Here is a 20,320-nt window from a genome sequence, read left to right on the forward strand (position 1 = left end):
CCAAACGGGGTAAGGATTGATGAAAGCATTTTGCAGCAAATTTCATCGCATTTGCATAAAACGTGTCGCCTCAAGGCGCCTCGCGTCCAAGCTGAATGAGCATGTCGCGGAGTTCTGCGGACAAGCAATGCCCGCTTTCCAGCGCAAAAACATAAGCCTGCGTTAGCAAAAACCCGTGCGCCGGCAGGTCGCCTTCGGCAAGTTTCAACAAAGCAGCTTGGTGATATAAGTGCGCAAGGTTTTCCGCGTCTTGCCGCTCATGCGCAGCAAGAATTGCCGCATCCAGCGCGGCTGCATCTTCCATCAGCCAGCAACGCCTTCGCCCGCCTTCAACATCTGGCTGGCGACCCAGTGGTGAAAAACCCATGTCGGCTCATCCATGACAGGAGAAAACTTGCCTCCATCAAAATAGCGCCCGTGCCGCCCCGCCTGCATGCCTTCGACCACGAAAATGTCTTCCTCAAACACTTCCTTCCAAAGTGCCGCATTCTTGGCCCGCAAATCGGCGTATTCATCGCCCGTCATGCTCTCGTCAGCATAGTAAAGCGCAATACGTTCAGTCGTGTTGCCAATATCATCCGGCACCAGAATTATCGCAAAGCGGTGATCGCGGTGAACACCCAGCAGAACGTTTGGAAACAGCGCGATATATTCCGCCGACTTGTCCCATTTTTCAGCCAGCCCATCATAGTTCGCAAACGCCTGATTGTCGGAGAGTTTCGGATCATAAACCACCGTCCCCTGCCCCGCAAAACGCCCTTGCTCCATGATGTGATAATGGTCTTCCAGTCGTGAATAAGAGTTCAATCCCGGATGCACCCAAGGCAGGTGGTAGCTCTCGCAATAGTTCTCTACCGCAAGTTTCCAATTGCATTTCACTTTCAGCTCAAAGGTCGAATCCGCGCCGCCAAAATAGGATGGCTTCTCGAATTCACTCCAGCGCTCCAGCAATTCAGACGCCGCTTCTTCGAATGGCGGCGCATCGCCGGAAATGTTCACAAACACTACATCTTGCCAAACATGGCTACGGATTTCGATCAGGCCCAGCGCATCGCGGTCAATCTCGTGATGCATATTCTGGCCCGGTCCGCCCACATGCGGCGTGGTTTTCAGTGCGCCTTTGAGATCGTAGCACCATGAATGATACGGACAGCGAATGACGCCGCGCATCTTCTTCGGCTCCTCCACCAATATCATGCCGCGGTGCCGACACGTATTTTGGAAAACCCGAACCTGCCCATCCTGCCCGCGCACCATCAAAAGCGGCATCCCCAGGAATGTCACCGGCTTGGCGTTAGCCTGTTCCGGCACATCGGCCGCAAAGCCCATTGCTGCCCAATTGCCAAAGAAGACGTGCTCCCGCTCCGCATCAAATGTCTGCTGGTCGATATAGAATTCATTGGGCAACCCCGTGGCCTTCGACACAGGCTGCAGAACACCGTTCAACACGTTCACATCGAAGCCCATAACACGCTCTCCTCAAACCGGCGGACTGTTAGCAGCTAACCCCAGCGTGGCCTTTGCGCCTATGGAATTTTGCGGCACGAAATGCCTCCTTCTGTTCCCCCTGCGACACGGCACAAAAAAACCGCTGCGGGAGGCTTTCCCGCAGCAGCTTGCACGCCCGAGGGTCTGCTGGTTGGAAAGACTTACTTGGAGTATTTTTCGATCAGCATTTTCGCATCATTGACCATCGCAGCGCCATCACGGCCCTTCTCGGTCATTTCCGCCGCCCAGGCATCGGAGACTTTTTGTCCCGCAGCCTGCCACTTGGCCAATTCTTCGCCTTCAATAGCAACGAACGCATTCTTGCGATCCTCGGCCACCTTGCGAGCGGGAGCATCGGCATCCCACATCACTTGCCCGACCCATTCAGCGGCCATCAGGCCCGAATTGTCGTCGATCACCTTCTTCAGATCATCCGGCATGGCATCGTATTTGGCTTTGTTCATCGCGAAAACAAACACCGCCGTATAAAGCGCCCGGTCGCCGCCAAACTCGGTGTGCGTGTTGGTCAGTTCCGAGACTTTCAGCGCCTTAGTCACTTCCCATGGAATAACCGTACCATCAATTACACCTTTTGAAAGCGCTTCCGGCACAGCGGGAACAGGCATGCCAATCGGCGTTGCGCCCGCTTCGCTGAGCAGATTGTTGATCACCCGCGTTGGTCCGCGCAGCTTTTTGCCAGCCATATCTTCCAGCGAGCGAATGCCGTCGCCTTTGGCATGAATGACACCAGGACCATGAACGTGCATAGCGATGATCTTCACGTCCTTGAACTCGTCAGCCCCGTGTTTTTCGACATAGTCCATCAGCGCTTTAGATGTCGCAGGCGCGTTGGTCATCATAAATGGCAGTTCAAAAGCCTCCACGCTTGGGAAACGACCTGGCGTGTAGCCCGGCAACGTCCAGCCGAGATCGACCACACCGTCTTTCACTTGGTCATACAGCTGTGGCGGCTTGCCGCCCAATTGCATCGTCGGGAAAATATCAATTTCGATGCGACCGCCAGATTCCTTCTCAACCTTTTCCGCCCACGGCGTCAGAAACTTCGCTGGCACGGTGGCAGGCGCAGGCAAAAAGTGCTGCATTTTCAGCGTAACTTCCTGCGCGAAAGCGGATGTTGAGGACATAAGCGCGGCAGCAACAGCACCCGCGACAAGCATTTGACGAAACATGGATTTCCTCCCAGAAAACAGGCCCGGGGTGAGCCCTTCAGTGGCAAATCTATGCAGACCAACCCGCCAAAGCAACATCCAGCCTACAAGAACATCTTAAGTTGACCTTCCGGCCCAATATTGCGGTCGTCCCAGTGGCGTCTGCACAGCGAAACGTAGCTTTCTTCGCCCCCAATAGACACCTGATCGCCGTCTTCCAGCACACGACCATCTTGATCGAGACGCACCACCATCATCGCTTTTCGCCCACACCAGCAAATCGTGCGAATTTCCCGCAACACATCGGCAATCGCCAGCAGGCGAGCGGAACCGGGAAAGAGATTTCCCTGAAAATCCGTGCGCAGGCCATAGCACATGATGGGAATGCCCAAACGGTCCGCCACCCGCGCCAATTGCCAAACTTGCTCATCAGACAAAAACTGCGCCTCATCCACCAGAACACACGTGATCGGCTGTAGCTCGTGGTGCTCGGCAATACGTTCGTACAGATCGTCGCCAGCGCGAAAAGTATCGGCCTTTTCCTCAAGCCCGATACGGGAACCAATTTTGCCAACGCCTATCCGGTCATCCACCGCTGCCGTTAGCAAATACGTGTGCATGCCGCGCTCACGGTAGTTGTGAGACGCCTGCAACAGAACGGTCGACTTACCGGCATTCATCGCCGAATAGCTAAAGTAGAGCTTGGCCAAGACACAGCTTCCCTGCTGGGTGGATGACGCCATGCCTATTCGCTCATTCTTCTCCAGCCAAGCGGGGCCGAGGCGGGCATCCACAGTTGCAAATTCTGGAGCGATCTTAACCTGCCATTGATATTTGCAACCTTAGATTGAACATTGGGAAAAGCAGACAACATGCAGCGCGGGGCACCCATCGCACCGCCAGAGCCAAATAAAGGTGCTTGCCGTGCTTTTTCTGCGCAACAAAAGGTCCGATAAACGAACGAACCGCAGCGAGGATGTGGCGCAGTTTCTGGAAACTTTCCACGCGCTTAAACGCGCCTATTGCCTGTGCGACGGTTTGGAAATTATTTCTGCCAATGCAGCCTTTCTCACACTGTTCGCCATGAACGCAAAACAGGTGGAAAACACCCTGCTCGACCAACTGATCGCTAACCAAAGGGCAACAGAAAACCTGTTTGCCTATTGCGGCGAAACCATCGAACTGACCAACACCAACCACCCCGATGGCCGCAGACGGGACCTTGCCGTCACCCTGCACCGAAGCGCTAAAAACAGCGCAACCGCCATCATCGAATTTGAAGACCGAACCCAACAGGTTGCCCTTGCAAAACACCTGCACAAAACAGAAGCGACCGATCCCCAAAGCGGAGCGTTGCGCGCCGGTGCGTTTGAAAAAGAGGTGCAAAAACGCCTCGCACTATGCGCACCGAAGGGCGAACCTGCGCTGCTGATAAATCTGCGGATGAATGCACAGTCGACAACGGGCATGGGGCTAACATTCGTGCAGCGCGGCGCGTTGCTTCAAACCTTGACCACGCGCCTCCAAGAAGAGTTTGGCGAAGATTGCCCGGTCGGTCGCACCGACGCCCTGTCGCTTTCGTTTCTTACCGACACGTCCGAGGATGCCGACGAACATGCACACATGATCGCCCAAGCCAGACGTATCACCGCTACCGTCATCAAACAGTTCAACGCCCCGCTGGAAATCCAGATTGGCGCTGCGCTTTTCCCCGATCATGGCTTTACGGTTCAAGCTCTACTAAATTGTAGTATTCTCGCACAAGCATCACCATTCATTGATTTTTTCTCCTCTGAACTTCGCGAAAAATCTGACCGACGCGCGGCATTGCTGGACGCGCTTCCCGCTGCGCTGCGTTGCGGTGAAATCGCGCCACACTTCCAACCTGTCATCAACGCTGCCGACAATAAGCTGATCGGTTTTGAAGCCCTCGTGCGCTGGCAACACCCAACGCTGGGGCGCGTCATCCCGCCTGACATTGTGGAGATGGCAACCAGCCTTGGCCTGCTGCACGAGCTCACCGCGAAGATACTCGCATGCGCATTGGACGAGGCGCGCAATTGGCCGGCCGGCGTCCACTTCGCCATCAACGTCACCCCTTCGCAGCTCAACACCAAACTGGTTGATCTGGTGCGCAGCGCTGTGCGCTCATGCGAGATCGAGCCATCGCGCTTGGAAATCGAAGTGACCGAAGAAGCGCTCATCGACAACTTCGACGCCTCCGCCGACATCATCGCACGCCTACGCGCAATCGGTGTTTGCGTAGCAATGGATGACTTCGGTTCGGGCTACACTTCGATTGGCAATCTACGCCGCTTGGCATTCTCGAAAATAAAGATCGACAAATCCATTTCAGATGGTCTGCCTGATGACCCCAAGACAATCGCCATCGTTCGTTCGCTCATGATAATGGCACGTGAACTTGATGTTGAGGTGACAGTTGAAGGCATCGAAACGGAGCCACAATTGGACTTTCTGCGTGCTTTCCATTGCGGCGTTCAGGGCTATGTTTTCAGCCCCCCCTTGCCGCCGGAAAACCTCTCCAAGCTGCGCCCTTTTCTCCATCCGTCCGATCGCAAAAGCAAAGCGCCGAACGTGCTTGCCATCGGCCCAAAGAAACGCGGCGCGTCCAAATCATGAAATGTCTAGCATGCGGCGTGTTAACCTCTTGGTAATATCTGTATTGCAACTTTAAGTTGTATTTGATTTATTGAGCTCGCGATGAATTTCGGAGCTGATAATGTTGGATACAGCCACGCTTGAACACAACAAGCCTAACCAAAGAAGCAAAAAGGCTGTGAAGCCGGGCAGCGATGCTGGCACAGTCACGCTCCATTGGCTCACCGTTATCTCGTTGATCGTTAGCCTGCTTACTGGCCTGCGGATCTCAGCAGATGGCCTCACCAATCATTGGGCAGCAGCGCTGGACCCCATTCTGCCCCAAGGTGAAATCTGGACCTGGCACATCGCCGCAAGCATAACCCTCATTGCAAGCACGGCTGCCTACTTCATCTATGTGCGCCGCGCTGTTTTGGGAGCACGCAACGCACCTTCGCGGTTGAAAACACTAACACCGCCCACCACCAGCCGCCTTCGTTGGCGTGCAATCAATGTCGCACTGCACTGGTTCGCATACGCAGCAATTCTCGCCCTCACGGTGACGGGCATCGCACTCTATCTGGGTTATGCCAGCCTGTTTCTCACCCTGCACACGTGGCTGGCGTGGGCGATGCTGGCCTATATCGCCATCCATTCACTTACCCATTTTCTCTATGGTGGCATCGCGCAACTGCTCCGCCTGTTCCGCCCGGAACCCTTGTTAGAGAGCTTCCAGACAAAAGTTTGGCCGTTCGGCATCGCAATGATCGTCGCCATCACCACAGCAGCTGCAGCCGTTGGCCTGGATTGGACCACACGGCCAACGATCACAGCCTTGGCCATCACCAGCACACCAACTTTGGACGGCGTGCTGGATGAGCCATTTTGGGCAATGGCCGAAACAGCGACAATAGAAACCCATCAAGGCGCTAACCTTGGCGGCACAGGCTCCAGCAGCGTTTCCATAAAGGCCACGGTCAACGAAGACACGATCCATTTCGCATTCCTGTGGCAAGATCCAACCCGCTCCCTCATGCGCTCACCCGTGGTGAAAAGTGACGATGGCTGGCGGGTCATCTCAACAGGCGCAGCGCAGGCAGACGTGAACGATTACTACGAAGACAAATTCGCAGTCCTGTTTTCGCTCAACGACCAATTGGGCGGCGGCGGTTCCACTTATCTGGGAAAAGATCCGCTGCCGAACTACCCCAAATCACCCCACCAGCGCGGCCTGCACTACACAGATGACGGGCGCATTCTCGATCTATGGCAGTGGAAATCATCGCGCGGCGGCATGCTCGGCTATGTTGACGATATGCATTTTGGCCCACCGCTGAAGGCAACACCGGCACAGGAGCAAGGCAAGAAGCGTTACGCCGCGGGCTACACCTCCGATCCCGGCAAGGCGATCTACGAATACAATTACATCGCAGACGGCGCTAACGGCTATGACAGCCCCGTACGTCTGAAACGACTGCCGCGCGATCTCGCTGCCATGCGCCTCGCCCTTGGTCGCTTGCCAAGGGGTGCAGACGGCGACAACGCAGAAGGCTCAAAGTGGTGGATGACGCGAGACGATTCCGTGCCTTACCACCCCGCTCTGGACGCCGCGATACCCATTGGCACCGTCCTGCCCACCACGCTCAACATCCACCAATACAATGGCGACCGCGCAGACCTATCCGGCGGTGCGCGGTGGAGGGATGGGATCTGGACATTGGAAGTCAGCCGCAAGCGCGACACCGGCTCGCCCTACGACATGGCCTTCCACAAGGGCCGCACAATTTATGTCTGGCTGTCGGTTTTCGATCACAACCAGACCCGCCACACCCGTCACCAGCGCCCCGTGACGCTCGTCATTCCAAACTAGCCACAGCACCAGACGAGAGGCACTCATGCACTCAACGCTCAACTTCAACGGTAAAATCGTGCCCGCAGAACGCGGCGAAACGCTGGTAGATGCGGCCTTGTCTGCCGGAATTTTGGTGCCGCACGATTGCGCCACGGGCCAGTGCGAAACCTGCCGTGTGCGCGTAGTCCACGGCGCGGTGGAAGCGAACAATACGAATTACGGCGACACAGTGCTGGCGTGCCAAGCGCGCGTGTCTGGCGATGCCACGATCACGTTCGACGAAGCCCTGCCCGTAGAGCGGCGACACGGACAGATCGAGACAATCCACGCATTGTCTGATGATGTTCTGGAAATCACCACGCGCCTGAACGAACCACTGCTCCACCGCCCCGGCCAATACGCCAAGATTGCCTTTAATGGCTTTCCGCCCCGCGAATATTCTTTCTCCGCACCGGTAGGAGACACAGACCAACCCGACCAGGCGATCTTTCACATCAAGCGATTGGCAAACGGACGCGTGTCTTCGCAATTCGGCAAAGCGATCGAAGTCGGACACGCCCTGCGCATCGAAGGCCCGTATGGCAGCGCCTATTTGCGTGAGGCGGAAGACGGCCCGCTTGTGCTGGCGTCCACAGGCACTGGCTTTGCGCCGATCTGGTCGCTCGCCCGCTCGGTGGTTAAATCGGGTTCTGCACGGCAAGTCTCTTTGATCACAGGCGTCCACAACCCATCATCCATTTACATGATGCCCGCGCTGCGCTGGTTAGCGGAAAACAGCCGAGCCAACATCGTCCTTACCGCCCGTTCGGCAAGCGATGAAAGAACTTTCAGCGGAACTCCGGACCAACATCTCCCAAGTCTCAACAACGAAACCAGCATCCACGTTGCAGGCAATCCTCGAGTCGTCACCAGCACTCAACAGCTTGCCGCGCAGGCCGGCGCGAGGTGCTATGCCGACCCGTTCACAGCGAGCCAGGGCAAGAGCGGCTTGATCGACCGTTTGCGCGGTTGGAGCGGACTGTCAGGCAGGCTCTGATGCCGGCTTGGCAGGCAGACTGGGAACACCTTGCACATCAATGAGGAAGCGTTTCACGGTGCGATCAAGGTCGCTTACATCGCCCAACAGCGCTTCAACTTCGGCACCCATTTCCTTCCCCCCTTCGCCGATCGTGGAAATAGTTTCGCTCAGCCGATCAATCGCATCGCGCACCAGTTTGGCCTGCGAACCGACGGATGAGCCCTCGCTTGCACCGTCATCTATCAGGCGCATTGAAACGAGACGGCTTTCATCAGCCTCGCCTTCCGCCAGACTGGTCAGCGAGGCGATGCGGTCAAGCGAAGTCTGCACCCGCTCGCTTGCATCAGACAGGCGGAACAGCTTTTTGCGAAGCCCCGTTCGGCAATCGTCCAGCATGGTTTGCAGCGCAGCGCGGCTGTTGCGAAGTGCATTCACGTCGGCCACATCGGCCTGCAATTGTTCGCGCTCTTTCACCGATTGCTGCAAAACGGTCACGGCGCGGGCAATCTCGCCGACCTCGTCCGGGCGTGAGCGGCCTGCAACCCGTGCCATCCAGTTTCCCTTGGCAACGGAACGAACCGCATTTGTGATTTGCGCCAACGGTGCCATCACGCGGCGCGTTACACAGCTGGAAAACAAGGCAGCCAGTATCAGCGATGCAGCCGACAAAATCGAGACCCACCGAATGAGCCCGTCACGCTCTTCCGCCAGCGCCTTTGTCAACGCGCCTGTCTCTCTGGTCATCTCGGCACGCGGCGTGTGCACGCAAATCTTCCACACCTCTTCGAATGGAGCGCAATAGGAAATCAACGGCAAAGTCGATGCGCTTTGGGTGCTCAGCCCCGCTTGCATAAGCGTCGCATTATCATCCAAAACCTCGATACCCAGATTGCGGCTGCTGGTGAAACGATCGATCAGAAGATCATCGCCTGAAAGCAGGCGATGTCCGACAACGAGCGCCAACACATCACCGAATTCATCAAAAACAGGATGTATGGAGACCGCGGCCAGCCCTTCGCCCTTCATCCCGATACCCGCACCGTAAACAGCATCAACGGGAAAATACTTGCGCAGGAAAACCGGTTTATCGCGGTTGACTTGATCCAACAGGCCGCGCGCTTTCTCCGCCAAGGGCGAGGAAGCAAATATTTCGTTCACGGTCAGCAGGTTCAGCCCGGGTTGGTGCGAGCCGACCGCCTTCAACGCGCGATCAAAAACCACGACAGAATCCAGATGGTATGACGCCGCCGCCTTGGCAATTGTCATATCGATGGCGACGATATTGCCCCGCTCAATAAGTTCCCGCGTCTCATTGCGTCCCGCCAGCGCGGATACGGAAGCGTGCACGTCATTTTCCGCACGCTGCAAAAACGAAACGGCAAGTTTCCCTTCAAGCTCCAATTGCTGCGAAAATTTCGCCTGCATACGATGTTCAATCGAACGGGCCTGAGCCCGCGTCGCCTGGTTCAGCCGCCAGGCGGTGAGCGACACAAAAACCGCCAGTGCCACCGCAACGGTCAGCGTCACGGTCCAGACGAGTCGGCTCGACAAACTCATTGCGCAACAGTACCCGTCGCATCGGCATCGTCGCCAGCAATCGGCACCGCACCCAGCGCCGACAACAGAGCCTGTGCTTTCGGTGATTGGCCGTAATCGACAAAAGCCTTGGCATCGTCGCGTAAGTCATCACGCCGCCAAACATAAGACACTGTCACCGCGCTGAAATAGCCTTGGTCAGTCGGGTGAAGCCCTTCAATTTTGAGCACGTTGACACTCTCCTCCAGCACCCGCGAGAACGGACCAAAGCCAATCGCGCCCAGCGTACTTTTCACCGATTCAACAGAATCCTGTGTGGTCACCGCGATCTTCGACCGTGTCGTGAGTTCCAAATCGTCCCATCCGGGCATGGAGCGGCGAAGCACAGCGAGCGTGGAATCCGTGTCTTCGCGGCGCACAACCTTGATGCGCAAATCCGGCCCGCCCAGAGCCGCCCAATTGTTGACCGCACCGGAATAGATGCCGATGAGCTGCTCGTGGCTGAGGCTTTCAATCGCCAAGTCCGGATGCGTGTATATGGCGCTCGGCAGACGAAACATCGCCCGCGCCACCAAGCCGCTGGCCTCTTCCGTTGGCTTCAACGGCCGCGCCACCCGTGCCAAAGGTGCCTTGCGCCCGCCCACGGCCGCAATGCCGCCGCCGGAACCGATGCTGGGCGGCACAAGAATGACCGTATCCGGGTTATCAGAAGTGAACGCCGCGCCAAGGGCGCGAACAAGTTCCATCCCATCTCCCGTTCCGACCACCTGGATAGGGCGGGCCTCCACCGCAGCGGTGGCGAGGGACAAGACGATTGATGCCATAACAAGAGCTTTCATAAATCCACCTGACTGGATGCAATTTGGATAATTGCAACCTATTAGTGTTTTATGAACAACATTTAAACCTATGCGATTAAATTTGAACCGCTCCGATCAGCGTGAAAGCCCTTTCTCCTCCAGCGCCCGAAGGTACGCTGCAAAAAGTGTTTCGCCCTCCTTCGCCAGCCGGTGCAAAACCGACCACGAGTAAATGCCGGTGTCATGGCCGTCATCGAAAACCAGCCGCACAGCATAATTGCCCACCGGCTCAATCTGCCGAATGGTCACGCTACTTTTGCCGGGTACGGTTTTCTTGGCACTTGGATCGTGGCCTTGCACTTCAGCAGACGGACTTTCCACACGCAGCAATTCCGCGCTCAATTCATGCCGCTCGGCATCACCAAAGGAGACGGTGAGTGTGCGCTTGTCGGCGGAAAGGCGAATTTCACTGGGGGTAGCAACGGTCATGAAAGATGAACCTCGTAGGGCGCGTTCAAATTACATTCCTCCAAATTATCGCCTGCGCCCGCGCGGTCCATGACGAGAAAATCGCTCACCTCTTCCAGCGAGATCAGCGGGTGGTGCCAAACGTTGCGGCTGTATTGCACACCCTGATCGCCCTGCGCGATAAAGGCATTCGGCTTGCCCGGCGCACCGCCCGCATCTGGCGCGACGACGACAATCCATGGGCGGTTCTGCATCGGCACAAAAGCCTGAGAACCAAGCGGATGGCGTTCCATCATGGTGATTGTCAGCGGCATGGAGAAAGGCTGGCCGCGAAAGATCGACAGGATCACTTCTCCATCCACACTCTCGGCCTGTGCTAAAGCGTGAAATCTCTCGGTCGTGCCGTTGTTGATGGCGAAACTGTCCGCTCCATCAGTCTCGATGACATTCCCGTAGGGCGAGAAAGCCTCGCGGGTCAGCGGCTTTGCCACCAGTCGCGTCAATTCAGCCATGCTTTGCCTTTCCGCATTGAACTCGCACTCATGTTTGGCCACGATAGGGCTTATGAACAAGATCACGTTTCGGGGCTACACCGCGCTTTCGCGGGGCGCAATGGCGGCGCTGGTCGCAGCCCTTCCAGCAACACTGTTGCCCGCTTCGCAAGCGCTCGCGGCAGAAAACGCGATTGCGCGGCTCAACTATGCCGGCTTGTCACGCCGCAGCCATTGCACAGCATCGTTGATCGGCCCGTCGCGCCTGCTCACAGCCCGCCATTGCATAGAGAACCGCCCGCGCAGGGATTTGCGCGTTGTCTTCGGTTATGATCGCGGCGAATGGGTGGAACTGCGCAAGGTCAAAAGCATCCATCCGCACAAAAGCCGCGACATCGCCGTCATCTGCCTCGACAAACGCTCGGCCCAAAAACCCCTGCCGATGGGCGACGTGAAAGGCTTGGCAAAACTGTCCACAGCCGATGTGACAGGCTATCGCCGCTCCAAAGCCCACATCACCACTACGCTAACCTGCGCACTGCAAAAGGGCAGAACGCGGGCGCGGATGGAATGTCCAGTGGAGCCGGGAATGTCCGGCTCGCCCGTTCGTGTGGACGGCAAAATCGTGGGCGTCATGGCATCCACCAGCAAAGCCTTCAGCGTGGCAACACTTGCAGACGATCTGCCGGATGCCCCCTGCAAATAGTGGCTTGATGCCGGTTCGATTTCGCTCCACGCTCATACAAACGCACGGGAGCAAGACGACATGAGCCGCCACGTATCGGAACTCGAAACCCTGATCGCAACGCAGACCAATTCTGCCCACGTCCCGCTCGCATCGTCCATCCAAGAAAATATACCCGTCTACGATTGCGCAAGACTTGCCAGTCATCTCGACGGTGAACTGCGTCAGAATTTAATGAAGGAATTGGCGCAGGTCTTACTCACCGGCGCCGGCGTTTTCGTGCTCAAGAGCGGATACCAAGACACATCAATCATCGATGAAGCGACCGATGCGTTCAACCAGATCATCGCCCGCGAAAAACAAGGTTCGGGTGGTGGCGGCGATCATTTCGCCAAGGCAGGTTCAAACGACCGCATTTGGAACAGCCTGGAAAAACTGTGCCGCGAAGCGCCCGAACTCTATGTGCGCTACCACGCCAACAGATGGCTGGAACTAGCGGCAGAAAGCTGGCTTGGCCCCGCTTTCCAAATGACCGCGCAGGTCAATCTCGTCCACCCCGGCGGCGCGGCGCAAGAGGGCCATTGCGACTATCATCTCGGCTTCATGACGGCAGAACAAGTCGCCAGCTATCCGGCACACATTCACGCCACATCCGCCCAGCTCACTCTGCAAGGTGCCATCGCGCACGGACAAGTGCCCATCGAAAGCGGACCGACGAAACTGCTGCCCCATTCGCAAAAATGGCCGCACAACTATGCGCTATTCCGCGAAAACGAAGTGCGTGCCCTGTTCGAGGCGAATTTCGTGCAATTGCCGCTCGACAAGGGTGATCTCGTCTTCTTCTCCCCCGGCCTTCTGCACGGCGCAGGCGATAACCGCACGCAAGACATCCACCGCCTCGTTAATCTGGTGCAGATTTCGTCTGCATTCGGACGCGCGATGGAAACCATCGACCGCACCGCCATGTGCAAGACGGTTTTTCCGTTCCTGAAATCGGGAACCTTATCGGCAGGCGAAATCCACGCCGTCATCGCCAGCACGGCGGAAGGCTATTCCTTCCCCACCAATCTCGACAACGACCCACCCATCGGCGGCCTCGCGCCGCAAAGCCAGCAGGCGTTGATGCATCAAGCGTTGCGAGAAGACTGGGATCAGGCGGCGCTTGAAAAGGCGCTGGACGAGCGCGACGCCAAACGGCGAGCCTAGGCTCTCTTCATTTGCATGAGTGGAATGAAAGCAAAGATAAGCTGCGCGAGAAGCCCAAGTGCGCCCTCTGCACTGACTAAAGAAGCGAAGTAGTCAGCGAGCGTCAGCCCAAACCCAAACAGACCCAACGAAATCTCCGCTGCCGACAACAGCGCAAAGGCCGCGCCGCCCATCAACAGGCGATCAGCGACGCGATGGGGCACACCAGCCTTGCTAACGATCATTCGGCATAGCACCCAAGAGGCCAGCAGCATGAACGGCAGTTCCACCGCCACAGCCATCAATTCTCCAAGGGCAGGTGCCACCACCAAGACACGTAAAGTTCCAAGTGCGAAGCCAACAGCAAAGACGCAGGCGAAATAGAAGAAGCCGGCTTGCAGATCGCGAACCACCATACCGCTCCCTAGTTTTGCAACCCTTTCACGAAAGTTCGCAGCAGAAATTCCAATTGCGGCGGCACGGCATCAAGCGAAATACCCGACACCCTGCCCTCCATCGACAGGCTAACGACGCCATGGACAGAGGCAAACAGGCTGCGCGCTGTGCGCTGTAACAGAGCGTCATCAGCATCAGGCATATATTTGCGGAGTGGCCGCTCGATATGGCGAAACAGCGTCTTCTGCCCCTCCAGCACCCAATCAGGTAGCGGATAATCGGCGGGAAGATCGTGATCGAAAAGCGCACGCCACAGATTGTAGTTTTCGCGCACAAACGAAAAATACGTCAACGCCAATTGCACCATGCACTCAATAGGTTCGTCTTTTGCACGCAAAGCGCCCGTCTCTTCCATCACAACATCAATGCGCTTGAGCGTGCGAAAACTGACGTGGAGAATGATCGCGTCGAGATCGTCCACCACATTATATATAGCTCCCACAGAGCAGCCAGCGTCTTTCGCCAGATCGCGAGCGCGAAGCTGCGCAACGGTGTCCGATGCGATTCGCTTTTCAGCCGCGTGGATCAGATCCTGATGCAACTGCGCTTTACGCTGAGCGACTTTCGACATTCTCAAACTTTCCTATGCGAATGAAATTCCCGCGGGGAATGTCCCGCGCCACACGAATAAACCATCAATTAACCAAGCGCCACCGAAAAATGAACATTGTTCAAATTAGTTCTTGAACAATGTTCACGAACGTGTATATTCGTCTCATGAACAACGTTCACGAACCCGAAGGAAACAAAATGTTCAAGACAGTCCTCACCCTCTTCCGCGGCCGCAGCGCCGATGCAGCGGAAGCATTCACAGACGCAAACGCCCTGCCCTTGCTGCGCCAACAAATCCGCGATGCGGGTGCGGCGGTCAAAAAATCCCGCCAAGCCGTCGCCATCGCAATGGCCGGTCAGGAACAAGAAGTCGCCCGCCACGCGAAAATCAAAAAGCAGATCGCTGATCTGGAAACCCGCGCCATGGCGGCCATCGAGGCCAACAAAGCCGAACTGGCGCAGGAAGCAGCCGAAGCGATTGCTGGCTTGGAAGACGAAAAAGCCTCATCGGAAAAGGCGCAGGCCCGCTTCAACGCTGAAATCTCTCGCCTGAAAAAGGAAATCCGCACGGCACAACTTAAAATGCGCGATCTGGAGCGCGGTCAACGCCTCGCTGTTGCCACCCAGCACACGCAAAAGCTGGCCGACGAAAGCCCGCTCGACACCAACAGCACCCTGCGGGAAGCCGAAGAGACACTCGCCCGCCTCGAGCAGCGCCAGCAGGCAACAGACCTCACCCGCAAGGCCGAAGCGGAACTGGAGACCTCCACTGCCCCCGCCGACGTCGCAGAACGCATGGCCGAAGCCGGCCTCGGTGCGCCCCTGCGCTCTTCCGCAGACGACGTGCTAGCCCGCCTGAAAGCCAAGGCAGAAAAGCCAACCAAAAAAGCAAGCTAACCCAACTCTAACCCAACCCAACCGCGCCAATCACGGCGCACCCAACCAAAACAGGAACTAAGACCATGAACAACGCAACAAGCATCACAAACAACATCTGGCAGACATTCACCTTCGCAGCTTTCGGCCTCGCAGCCTGCATGATGGCAGGCGGCATCTTCTTCCTCGAAGCATCGTTCTCGGCCAAAGGCTTCTACGCGATGGCGGCCATCATGCTGGTCTACACATCCGTCGCCATGACCAAGACCCTGCGCGACAACGAAGAGACCAAAGCCCTTCACAACCGCATCGAAAGCGCCCGCACCGAAAAGTTGTTGATGGACACCAAAGACAGCGACCTCATCTAAGCGCTGCAAAAACAAGTCAGGGAAGGCCGGAGCGAAAGCTCCGGCCTTTTTGTATGACCCCAAATATCAACCAAAGGCATGATTGCGCTCTCCCTTCCCGCCCAATAAGTTAAACGCCACACGGCGAAAAAGCCGAGCGGAGGGGACACCATGCAAGACATTCTTCAAGAGCTTCAATCGCGCCGCGACGAGGCCATTGCCGGCGGCGGTGAAAAGCGGGTTGCCGCCCAACATTCCAAGGGCAAACTCACCGCCCGCGAGCGCATCGAAGTGCTGCTCGATGAAGGCTCGTTTGAAGAATACGACATGTTCGTCACCCACCGCTGCACCGATTTCGGCATGGCGGACCAGAAAATCCCCGGCGACGGCGTGGTGATCGGCTGGGGCACGATCAACGGCCGTCTGGTCTATGTCTATTCCCAGGATTTTACCGTGCTGGGCGGCTCGCTTTCCGAAACCCACGCCGCGAAAATCTGCAAGATCATGGACATGGCCATGAAAAACGGCGCGCCCGTGATCGGCATGAACGATTCCGGCGGCGCACGCATTCAGGAAGGCGTGGCCTCGCTCGGCGGCTACGCCGATGTGTTCCAGAAAAACGTGCTCGCTTCCGGCGTCGTGCCGCAGATTTCCGTCATCATGGGCCCATGCGCGGGCGGCGCGGTCTATTCCCCCGCCATGACCGATTTCATCTTCATGGTGCGCGATACATCCTACATGTTCGTCACCGGCCCGGACGTAGTGAAAACCGTCACCAACGAAATCGTCACGGCCGAAGAACTGGGCGGCGCAAAGACCCACACGTCGAAATCCTCCGTCGCGGACGGTGCCTTCGACAACGACGTCGAGACGCTTCGCCAGATGCGCCGCCTCTACGATTTCCTGCCGCTCAACAACCGCGAAAGCGCCCCCGTGCGCCCGTTTTTTGACTCGCCGGACCGTATCGAGCCCAGCCTCGACACGATGATCCCCGACAATCCCAACAAGCCCTACGACATCAAGGAACTCATCCATAAGGTCGCCGACGAGGGCGATTTCTTCGAGATCCAGGAAGCCTTCGCCAAGAACATCATCACCGGCTTCATGCGCCTTGAAGGCCAAACCATCGGCGTGGTGGCGAACCAGCCCATGGTGATGGCCGGCGTGCTGGACATCGATTCCAGCCGCAAGGCCGCCCGCTTCGTTCGCTTCTGCGATGCCTTCAACGTGCCCATGCTGACGCTGGTGGACGTCCCCGGCTTCCTGCCCGGCACCTCTCAGGAATACGGCGGCGTCATCAAACACGGCGCAAAACTGCTCTTCGCCTACGGCGAAGCGACCGTGCCCAAAGTCACCCTCATCACCCGCAAAGCCTATGGCGGTGCCTACGACGTGATGGCATCCAAACACCTGCGCGGAGACCTCAACTACGCCTGGCCCACAGCCGAAATCGCCGTCATGGGCGCCAAAGGCGCAGTTGAAATTCTCTACCGAAGCGAACTAGGCGACGCAGACAAAATCGCCGCCCGAACAAAGGACTACGAAGACCGCTTCGCCAACCCCTTCGTAGCCGCCGAACGCGGTTACATCGACGACGTCATCATGCCCAGCCAGACAAGGGTAAGACTGTGCCGGGCTTTTGCGATGTTAAAGGGCAAGAAGTTAGAGAACCCGTGGAAGAAGCACGATAATCTGCCTTTGTGAGGGCAGCGGTGCGAGGGCTGCTATGCGGACGAAGCTGCCAGTTGACATTCAGCCATTAGGCTAGAATGAACCATGCGCGCGATTGGAAAATCGCATTTGCTTTGGACACGATTGTGACTAGCCTACGCTTGAGAAATAATTCGTCAGCATGCTGATTGTGGATACCGCAAAGACGCAATCCACTACTTCACTTGAACAACCCGGCAGAAGTTGATGCCGCTGTAGACCTTTCTGCAGTTCTTGACAGCTTCAGATCGCGCAGCTTTTTTGGTTTTGTGGAGGCCAGACCAGCCGCACGTGTCTCGAACCATATTCATGGAAAAGGCACGATGAAATCCAGGCTTGACCCTTACCCTGTTAAACTCATTCAAGCGTTTTCGACATATAGCGACGTTCTTATCTTCCGCCGCAGCGCTAGAAACGATTATCCCGGCACCCACCGACATACTGTCGATCAAGACTATAGCAGATAGTGACAGTGTCGCAGCCGCGAAGGAAACAAGTCTCATAATTCAGCCTTTGGCGAGATTTAAAATTCTCACTCGCCGCGTAACCAAAGCAAACTTGTTTAATGAAAGCAAGGAAGATGAGTGCACATCGTCTGCCAACAGGCGTTACGCTTTATGCATTGTTCGTCGATGTATACCGCGAAAAAGAGCTGCTTGGCTTTATCGACGCAGCAGTTTGGGAAATCACCCTCAAGCGGCGGGTTCAACTTTGTGGATGGCGGTATGACTATCACGCCCGCCCGGTTACGCCTTATACTGATCGAGAACCGCTTGCCGACATGGCTTCAGTAAAAAGCCGCATGGGAGAGCGATGTAATTGATGGTGTTCGAGGTCTGCGGGACCGACCTGAGTCGATTACATTCGAGGGGTGAATTTAAGGACCTGATATTTGTTCCGAGTGCTTAATAAGCAAATCGTCACTTCTGCTTCGGCCTCAAAGCCGCCATTGAGCACTCACCCTCACCCATCATTCCGCGGCACGCGCAACACCATCCCCGGCACGATCAAATTCGCGTCCGGCACGATGTGCTGGTTGGCCTGCTGGATCACTCCGAACATCGACGCGTCCCCATACTCATCCGCCGCAATGGCCGACAGCGTGTCGCCTGCCACGACAGTCCGCTCGCGATATCCCGTATAGCCCGGCAAAATCAGCGGGCCGTAGAGCACTGAGAGCGTCACCGATGGCGGGGGGCCGCCTTCTCCGCCTGCCGTATCGTCGGCAACCGTCAGAAACAGGCGCGAGAGTTTGAATTCGATGTCGTCGGGCACCGTGACGCTGCCCTGAAACTGCCGCAGCATCAGCGATCCGGCGTTGACGAAACTGTCGAATTGGTCGTGCCCCTCCGTCAGCATCACCGACAGCGTGCCTTCAAAGCCCACCGCGTTTCCCGCGATCAGAATTTCCTGACCCACCAGGTCAAACGGTGCCGGTTGTTGAATGTCGATGTTCATGGGAGCGCTCCTGTTTTCGTGGCTGGAGCCTCACACGATAAGCTATTCCCACCCGCCCATCTGTGCGCATTCCCACAGGCGGGAGACAAGCCCCACCCGCTCCAACATGTCACGCTTGCCCCCTCAATTTCCCCCTGCCAAACTCAGATCATGCCCCACCGCGTCGCCCCAGCACTGGCCCTCGCCACCCTCCTTCTCGCCTCCCCTGCGCACGCGCAAAGTTCTTCTTCGGCCCCCACCCCCGTCGACGTTGAACTCTTTCTCGCCGTCGATGTCTCCCGCTCCATGTCGCCCCGCGAGTTGGAAATCCAGCGGCGCGGTTATGCGGAGGCGCTTGCGTCCGATGAAGTCACCAAGGCCATCACGTCCGGCATTCATGGCAAGGTGGCGATCACCTATGTCGAATGGGCGGGCTTTGCCTCCCAGCGCACCATCGTGCCGTGGACGCTGATCGACAGCGCTGAGGATGCCCGCGCCTTCGCGCTGAAACTCACGGCGCAGTTCAACCCCTCCCTGCGCCGCACATCGCTTTCCGGCGCGATTGATTACGCCACCGCGCAATTTACGAACAACGGCTATCAGGGCCTGCGCCGCGTCATCGATATTTCCGGCGACGGGCCGAACAACGATGGCCGCCCGGTCGTTCCCGCCCGTGACAAGGCGGTCGCCGCGGGCTTCGTCATCAACGGCCTGCCGCTCATGACCCGCGACGGCATGGGCGCGCGCTGGCATCTGGATGATCTCGATGATTACTACCGCGAATGCGTCGTCGGCGGCCCCGCCTCTTTCGTCATCCCCGTGCGCTCGTGGGACCAATTCCCCAGCGCGGTGCGGCAAAAACTGGTGCTGGAACTGGCGGGCAAACCCCCGCCATCCGAACAACCGAAACCCATCCGCGCCTTCTACTCCGGCAAGACACCGGACGGCTATGACTGCATGATCGGCGAAAAAATCTGGCAGCAGATGCGAGATTTATGGAGCGAACCGAACTGGATGCAGCCTTAATAATTCGCTCACGCTGCCGGTCCTTCACACCTTCGCTTCGCGGAAGCGGCGCATGCGCGCCGGGTCGGCACTCGCCTCCCTGGCCGCTCAGCCCCATCAGTGCAGACGAAACTCCCCGTCCACGTTGCGCCATTCGCCGGGGCGGATGAGCTTTTGGTGGGTGTATTGCACCGAATGCAGCCGCCCGTCCAACTCCGCTTTCCAGAAATCGAGAAAGCCGAGCAGTTTGGGAAAGTCCGGCGCGAGATCGTATTCCTGCCAGACGAAATTCTGCAAAACGCTGTCGAAATCCGGCATGTGATAATAGATATTGGCCGTTGTCAGGCCGTGCCCCTCCATCATCAATTCCAACTCGCTGCGCGGCGGTTCAAGCTGGTCCATCGCAAGGCTCCCATTTTGCAAAAAATCACGCAAATGATGCCAAAATGCGAAAATCTTGCAAGTTTTTTCTTCATTAAATCATATTGTTAGCACCAAATTAGCTTGAGTGCTAATTTTTTGACTCCACCCTCTTGAAACGCCCCATAGGCGAAAATAAATCGCGCAATAGCGGAGGCTCGAAGGCGCAAAACGCGCCCAAAAGAGGTCCGCACCGTTCTTCATTTTTTGCTCAAGGAGGAAACCCG

22 protein-coding genes are annotated in these 20,320 nt (G+C 57.0%); 10 read left to right on the forward strand and 12 right to left on the reverse strand.

All coding sequences use genetic code 11. From position 1 onward, the window contains the following. Positions 1–70: 70 nt before the first annotated feature. The 4 genes from ACFQ14_RS08355 to ACFQ14_RS08370 all read right to left on the reverse strand — a co-directional run bounded on the left by ACFQ14_RS08355 (position 71) and on the right by ACFQ14_RS08370 (position 3,367). Positions 71–304, reverse strand: coding sequence for a hypothetical protein (locus tag ACFQ14_RS08355; RefSeq protein WP_377212270.1), 234 nt, complete (start codon positions 302–304; stop codon positions 71–73). Then, a complete protein-coding gene (locus ACFQ14_RS08360; RefSeq protein ID WP_377212271.1) occupies positions 304–1,467 on the reverse strand; it encodes an aromatic ring-hydroxylating oxygenase subunit alpha in 1,164 nt (387 codons plus the stop codon). The genes ACFQ14_RS08355 and ACFQ14_RS08360 overlap by 1 nt, the downstream gene beginning before the upstream one ends. A 182-nt stretch (positions 1,468–1,649) precedes the next feature. Next, positions 1,650–2,678, reverse strand: a complete 1,029-nt coding sequence (locus ACFQ14_RS08365; RefSeq protein WP_377212272.1) for a TRAP transporter substrate-binding protein — start codon at positions 2,676–2,678, stop codon at positions 1,650–1,652. An 83-nt stretch (positions 2,679–2,761) separates the two neighbouring features. Further along, on the reverse strand, positions 2,762–3,367 hold the full coding sequence (locus tag ACFQ14_RS08370; RefSeq protein ID WP_377212321.1) for a thymidine kinase: 606 nt from the start codon (positions 3,365–3,367) through the stop codon (positions 2,762–2,764). 268 nt (positions 3,368–3,635) lie between these two features. Here ACFQ14_RS08370 and ACFQ14_RS08375 point away from each other — a divergent pair, with 268 nt between their 5' ends. The 3 genes from ACFQ14_RS08375 (at position 3,636) to ACFQ14_RS08385 (ending at position 8,143) form a co-directional block, all read left to right on the forward strand. Beyond that, on the forward strand, positions 3,636–5,297 hold the full coding sequence (locus ACFQ14_RS08375; protein WP_377212273.1) for an EAL domain-containing protein: 1,662 nt from the start codon (positions 3,636–3,638) through the stop codon (positions 5,295–5,297). 100 nt (positions 5,298–5,397) lie between these two features. Further along, a complete protein-coding gene (locus tag ACFQ14_RS08380; RefSeq protein ID WP_377212274.1) occupies positions 5,398–7,125 on the forward strand; it encodes an ethylbenzene dehydrogenase-related protein in 1,728 nt (575 codons plus the stop codon). Between the two features lie 25 nt (positions 7,126–7,150). Then, positions 7,151–8,143 (forward strand): 2Fe-2S iron-sulfur cluster-binding protein, encoded by a 993-nt coding sequence (locus ACFQ14_RS08385; protein WP_377212275.1) that lies wholly within the window; start codon positions 7,151–7,153, stop codon positions 8,141–8,143. On the opposite strand, the gene ACFQ14_RS08390 is transcribed toward ACFQ14_RS08385, so the two are convergent. The 4 genes from ACFQ14_RS08390 to ACFQ14_RS08405 form a co-directional block, all read right to left on the reverse strand. After that, entirely contained in the window at positions 8,129–9,682 is a 1,554-nt protein-coding gene (locus ACFQ14_RS08390; RefSeq protein ID WP_377212276.1) for a HAMP domain-containing protein, read from the reverse strand. The genes ACFQ14_RS08385 and ACFQ14_RS08390 overlap by 15 nt on opposite strands. Then, on the reverse strand, positions 9,679–10,500 hold the full coding sequence (locus tag ACFQ14_RS08395) for a substrate-binding domain-containing protein (protein WP_377212277.1): 822 nt from the start codon (positions 10,498–10,500) through the stop codon (positions 9,679–9,681). Before ACFQ14_RS08395 ends, ACFQ14_RS08390 begins: the two co-directional genes overlap by 4 nt. Positions 10,501–10,596: 96 nt before the next feature. Then, complete coding sequence (locus ACFQ14_RS08400; protein WP_377212278.1) at positions 10,597–10,950, reverse strand: gamma-butyrobetaine hydroxylase-like domain-containing protein; 354 nt, start codon at positions 10,948–10,950, stop codon at positions 10,597–10,599. After that, a complete protein-coding gene (locus ACFQ14_RS08405; protein WP_377212279.1) occupies positions 10,947–11,441 on the reverse strand; it encodes an ureidoglycolate lyase in 495 nt (164 codons plus the stop codon). The genes ACFQ14_RS08400 and ACFQ14_RS08405 overlap by 4 nt, the downstream gene beginning before the upstream one ends. 52 nt (positions 11,442–11,493) lie before the next feature. Between ACFQ14_RS08405 and ACFQ14_RS08410 the strand changes: the two genes are divergently transcribed. Beyond that, entirely contained in the window at positions 11,494–12,126 is a 633-nt protein-coding gene (locus ACFQ14_RS08410; protein ID WP_377212280.1) for a trypsin-like serine peptidase, read from the forward strand. Positions 12,127–12,186: 60 nt separating this feature from the next. Beyond that, positions 12,187–13,311: a phytanoyl-CoA dioxygenase family protein gene (locus ACFQ14_RS08415; protein WP_377212281.1), complete on the forward strand. Its 1,125-nt coding sequence runs from the start codon at positions 12,187–12,189 to the stop codon at positions 13,309–13,311. Here ACFQ14_RS08415 and ACFQ14_RS08420 read toward each other — a convergent pair. Together ACFQ14_RS08420 and ACFQ14_RS08425 are read right to left on the reverse strand one after the other, a co-directional pair. Then, positions 13,308–13,706: a hypothetical protein gene (locus ACFQ14_RS08420; RefSeq protein ID WP_377212282.1), complete on the reverse strand. Its 399-nt coding sequence runs from the start codon at positions 13,704–13,706 to the stop codon at positions 13,308–13,310. The two genes, ACFQ14_RS08415 and ACFQ14_RS08420, sit on opposite strands and share 4 nt — an antisense overlap. Positions 13,707–13,714: 8 nt before the next feature. Beyond that, positions 13,715–14,317, reverse strand: a complete 603-nt coding sequence (locus ACFQ14_RS08425) for a TetR/AcrR family transcriptional regulator (protein ID WP_377212283.1) — start codon at positions 14,315–14,317, stop codon at positions 13,715–13,717. Between the two features lie 179 nt (positions 14,318–14,496). On the opposite strand from ACFQ14_RS08425, the gene ACFQ14_RS08430 reads away from it, so the two are divergent. The 4 genes from ACFQ14_RS08430 (at position 14,497) to ACFQ14_RS08445 (ending at position 18,054) form a co-directional block, all read left to right on the forward strand. Then, on the forward strand, positions 14,497–15,195 hold the full coding sequence (locus ACFQ14_RS08430; protein ID WP_377212284.1) for a PspA/IM30 family protein: 699 nt from the start codon (positions 14,497–14,499) through the stop codon (positions 15,193–15,195). Positions 15,196–15,260: 65 nt separating this feature from the next. Further along, a complete protein-coding gene (locus tag ACFQ14_RS08435) occupies positions 15,261–15,542 on the forward strand; it encodes a YiaA/YiaB family inner membrane protein (RefSeq protein ID WP_377212285.1) in 282 nt (93 codons plus the stop codon). A gap of 150 nt (positions 15,543–15,692) precedes the next feature. Then, a complete protein-coding gene (locus tag ACFQ14_RS08440; RefSeq protein WP_377212286.1) occupies positions 15,693–17,225 on the forward strand; it encodes an acyl-CoA carboxylase subunit beta in 1,533 nt (510 codons plus the stop codon). 586 nt (positions 17,226–17,811) lie between these two features. Then, positions 17,812–18,054: a hypothetical protein gene (locus ACFQ14_RS08445; protein WP_377212287.1), complete on the forward strand. Its 243-nt coding sequence runs from the start codon at positions 17,812–17,814 to the stop codon at positions 18,052–18,054. Between the two features lie 140 nt (positions 18,055–18,194). Here ACFQ14_RS08445 and ACFQ14_RS08450 read toward each other — a convergent pair whose 3' ends face one another. Beyond that, on the reverse strand, positions 18,195–18,689 hold the full coding sequence (locus ACFQ14_RS08450; RefSeq protein ID WP_377212288.1) for a LysM peptidoglycan-binding domain-containing protein: 495 nt from the start codon (positions 18,687–18,689) through the stop codon (positions 18,195–18,197). 150 nt (positions 18,690–18,839) lie between these two features. Here ACFQ14_RS08450 and ACFQ14_RS08455 point away from each other — a divergent pair, with 150 nt between their 5' ends. Further along, a complete protein-coding gene (locus ACFQ14_RS08455) occupies positions 18,840–19,694 on the forward strand; it encodes a DUF1194 domain-containing protein (RefSeq protein ID WP_377212289.1) in 855 nt (284 codons plus the stop codon). 96 nt (positions 19,695–19,790) lie between these two features. Here the strand turns inward: ACFQ14_RS08455 and ACFQ14_RS08460 are convergent, their stop codons facing one another. Next, positions 19,791–20,075: an usg protein gene (locus ACFQ14_RS08460; protein WP_377212290.1), complete on the reverse strand. Its 285-nt coding sequence runs from the start codon at positions 20,073–20,075 to the stop codon at positions 19,791–19,793. Positions 20,076–20,320 lie beyond the last annotated feature (245 nt).

It is taken from the genome of Pseudahrensia aquimaris (assembly GCF_042676045.1).
Classification (GTDB): Bacteria; Pseudomonadota; Alphaproteobacteria; order Rhizobiales; family Rhizobiaceae; genus Pseudahrensia; species Pseudahrensia aquimaris.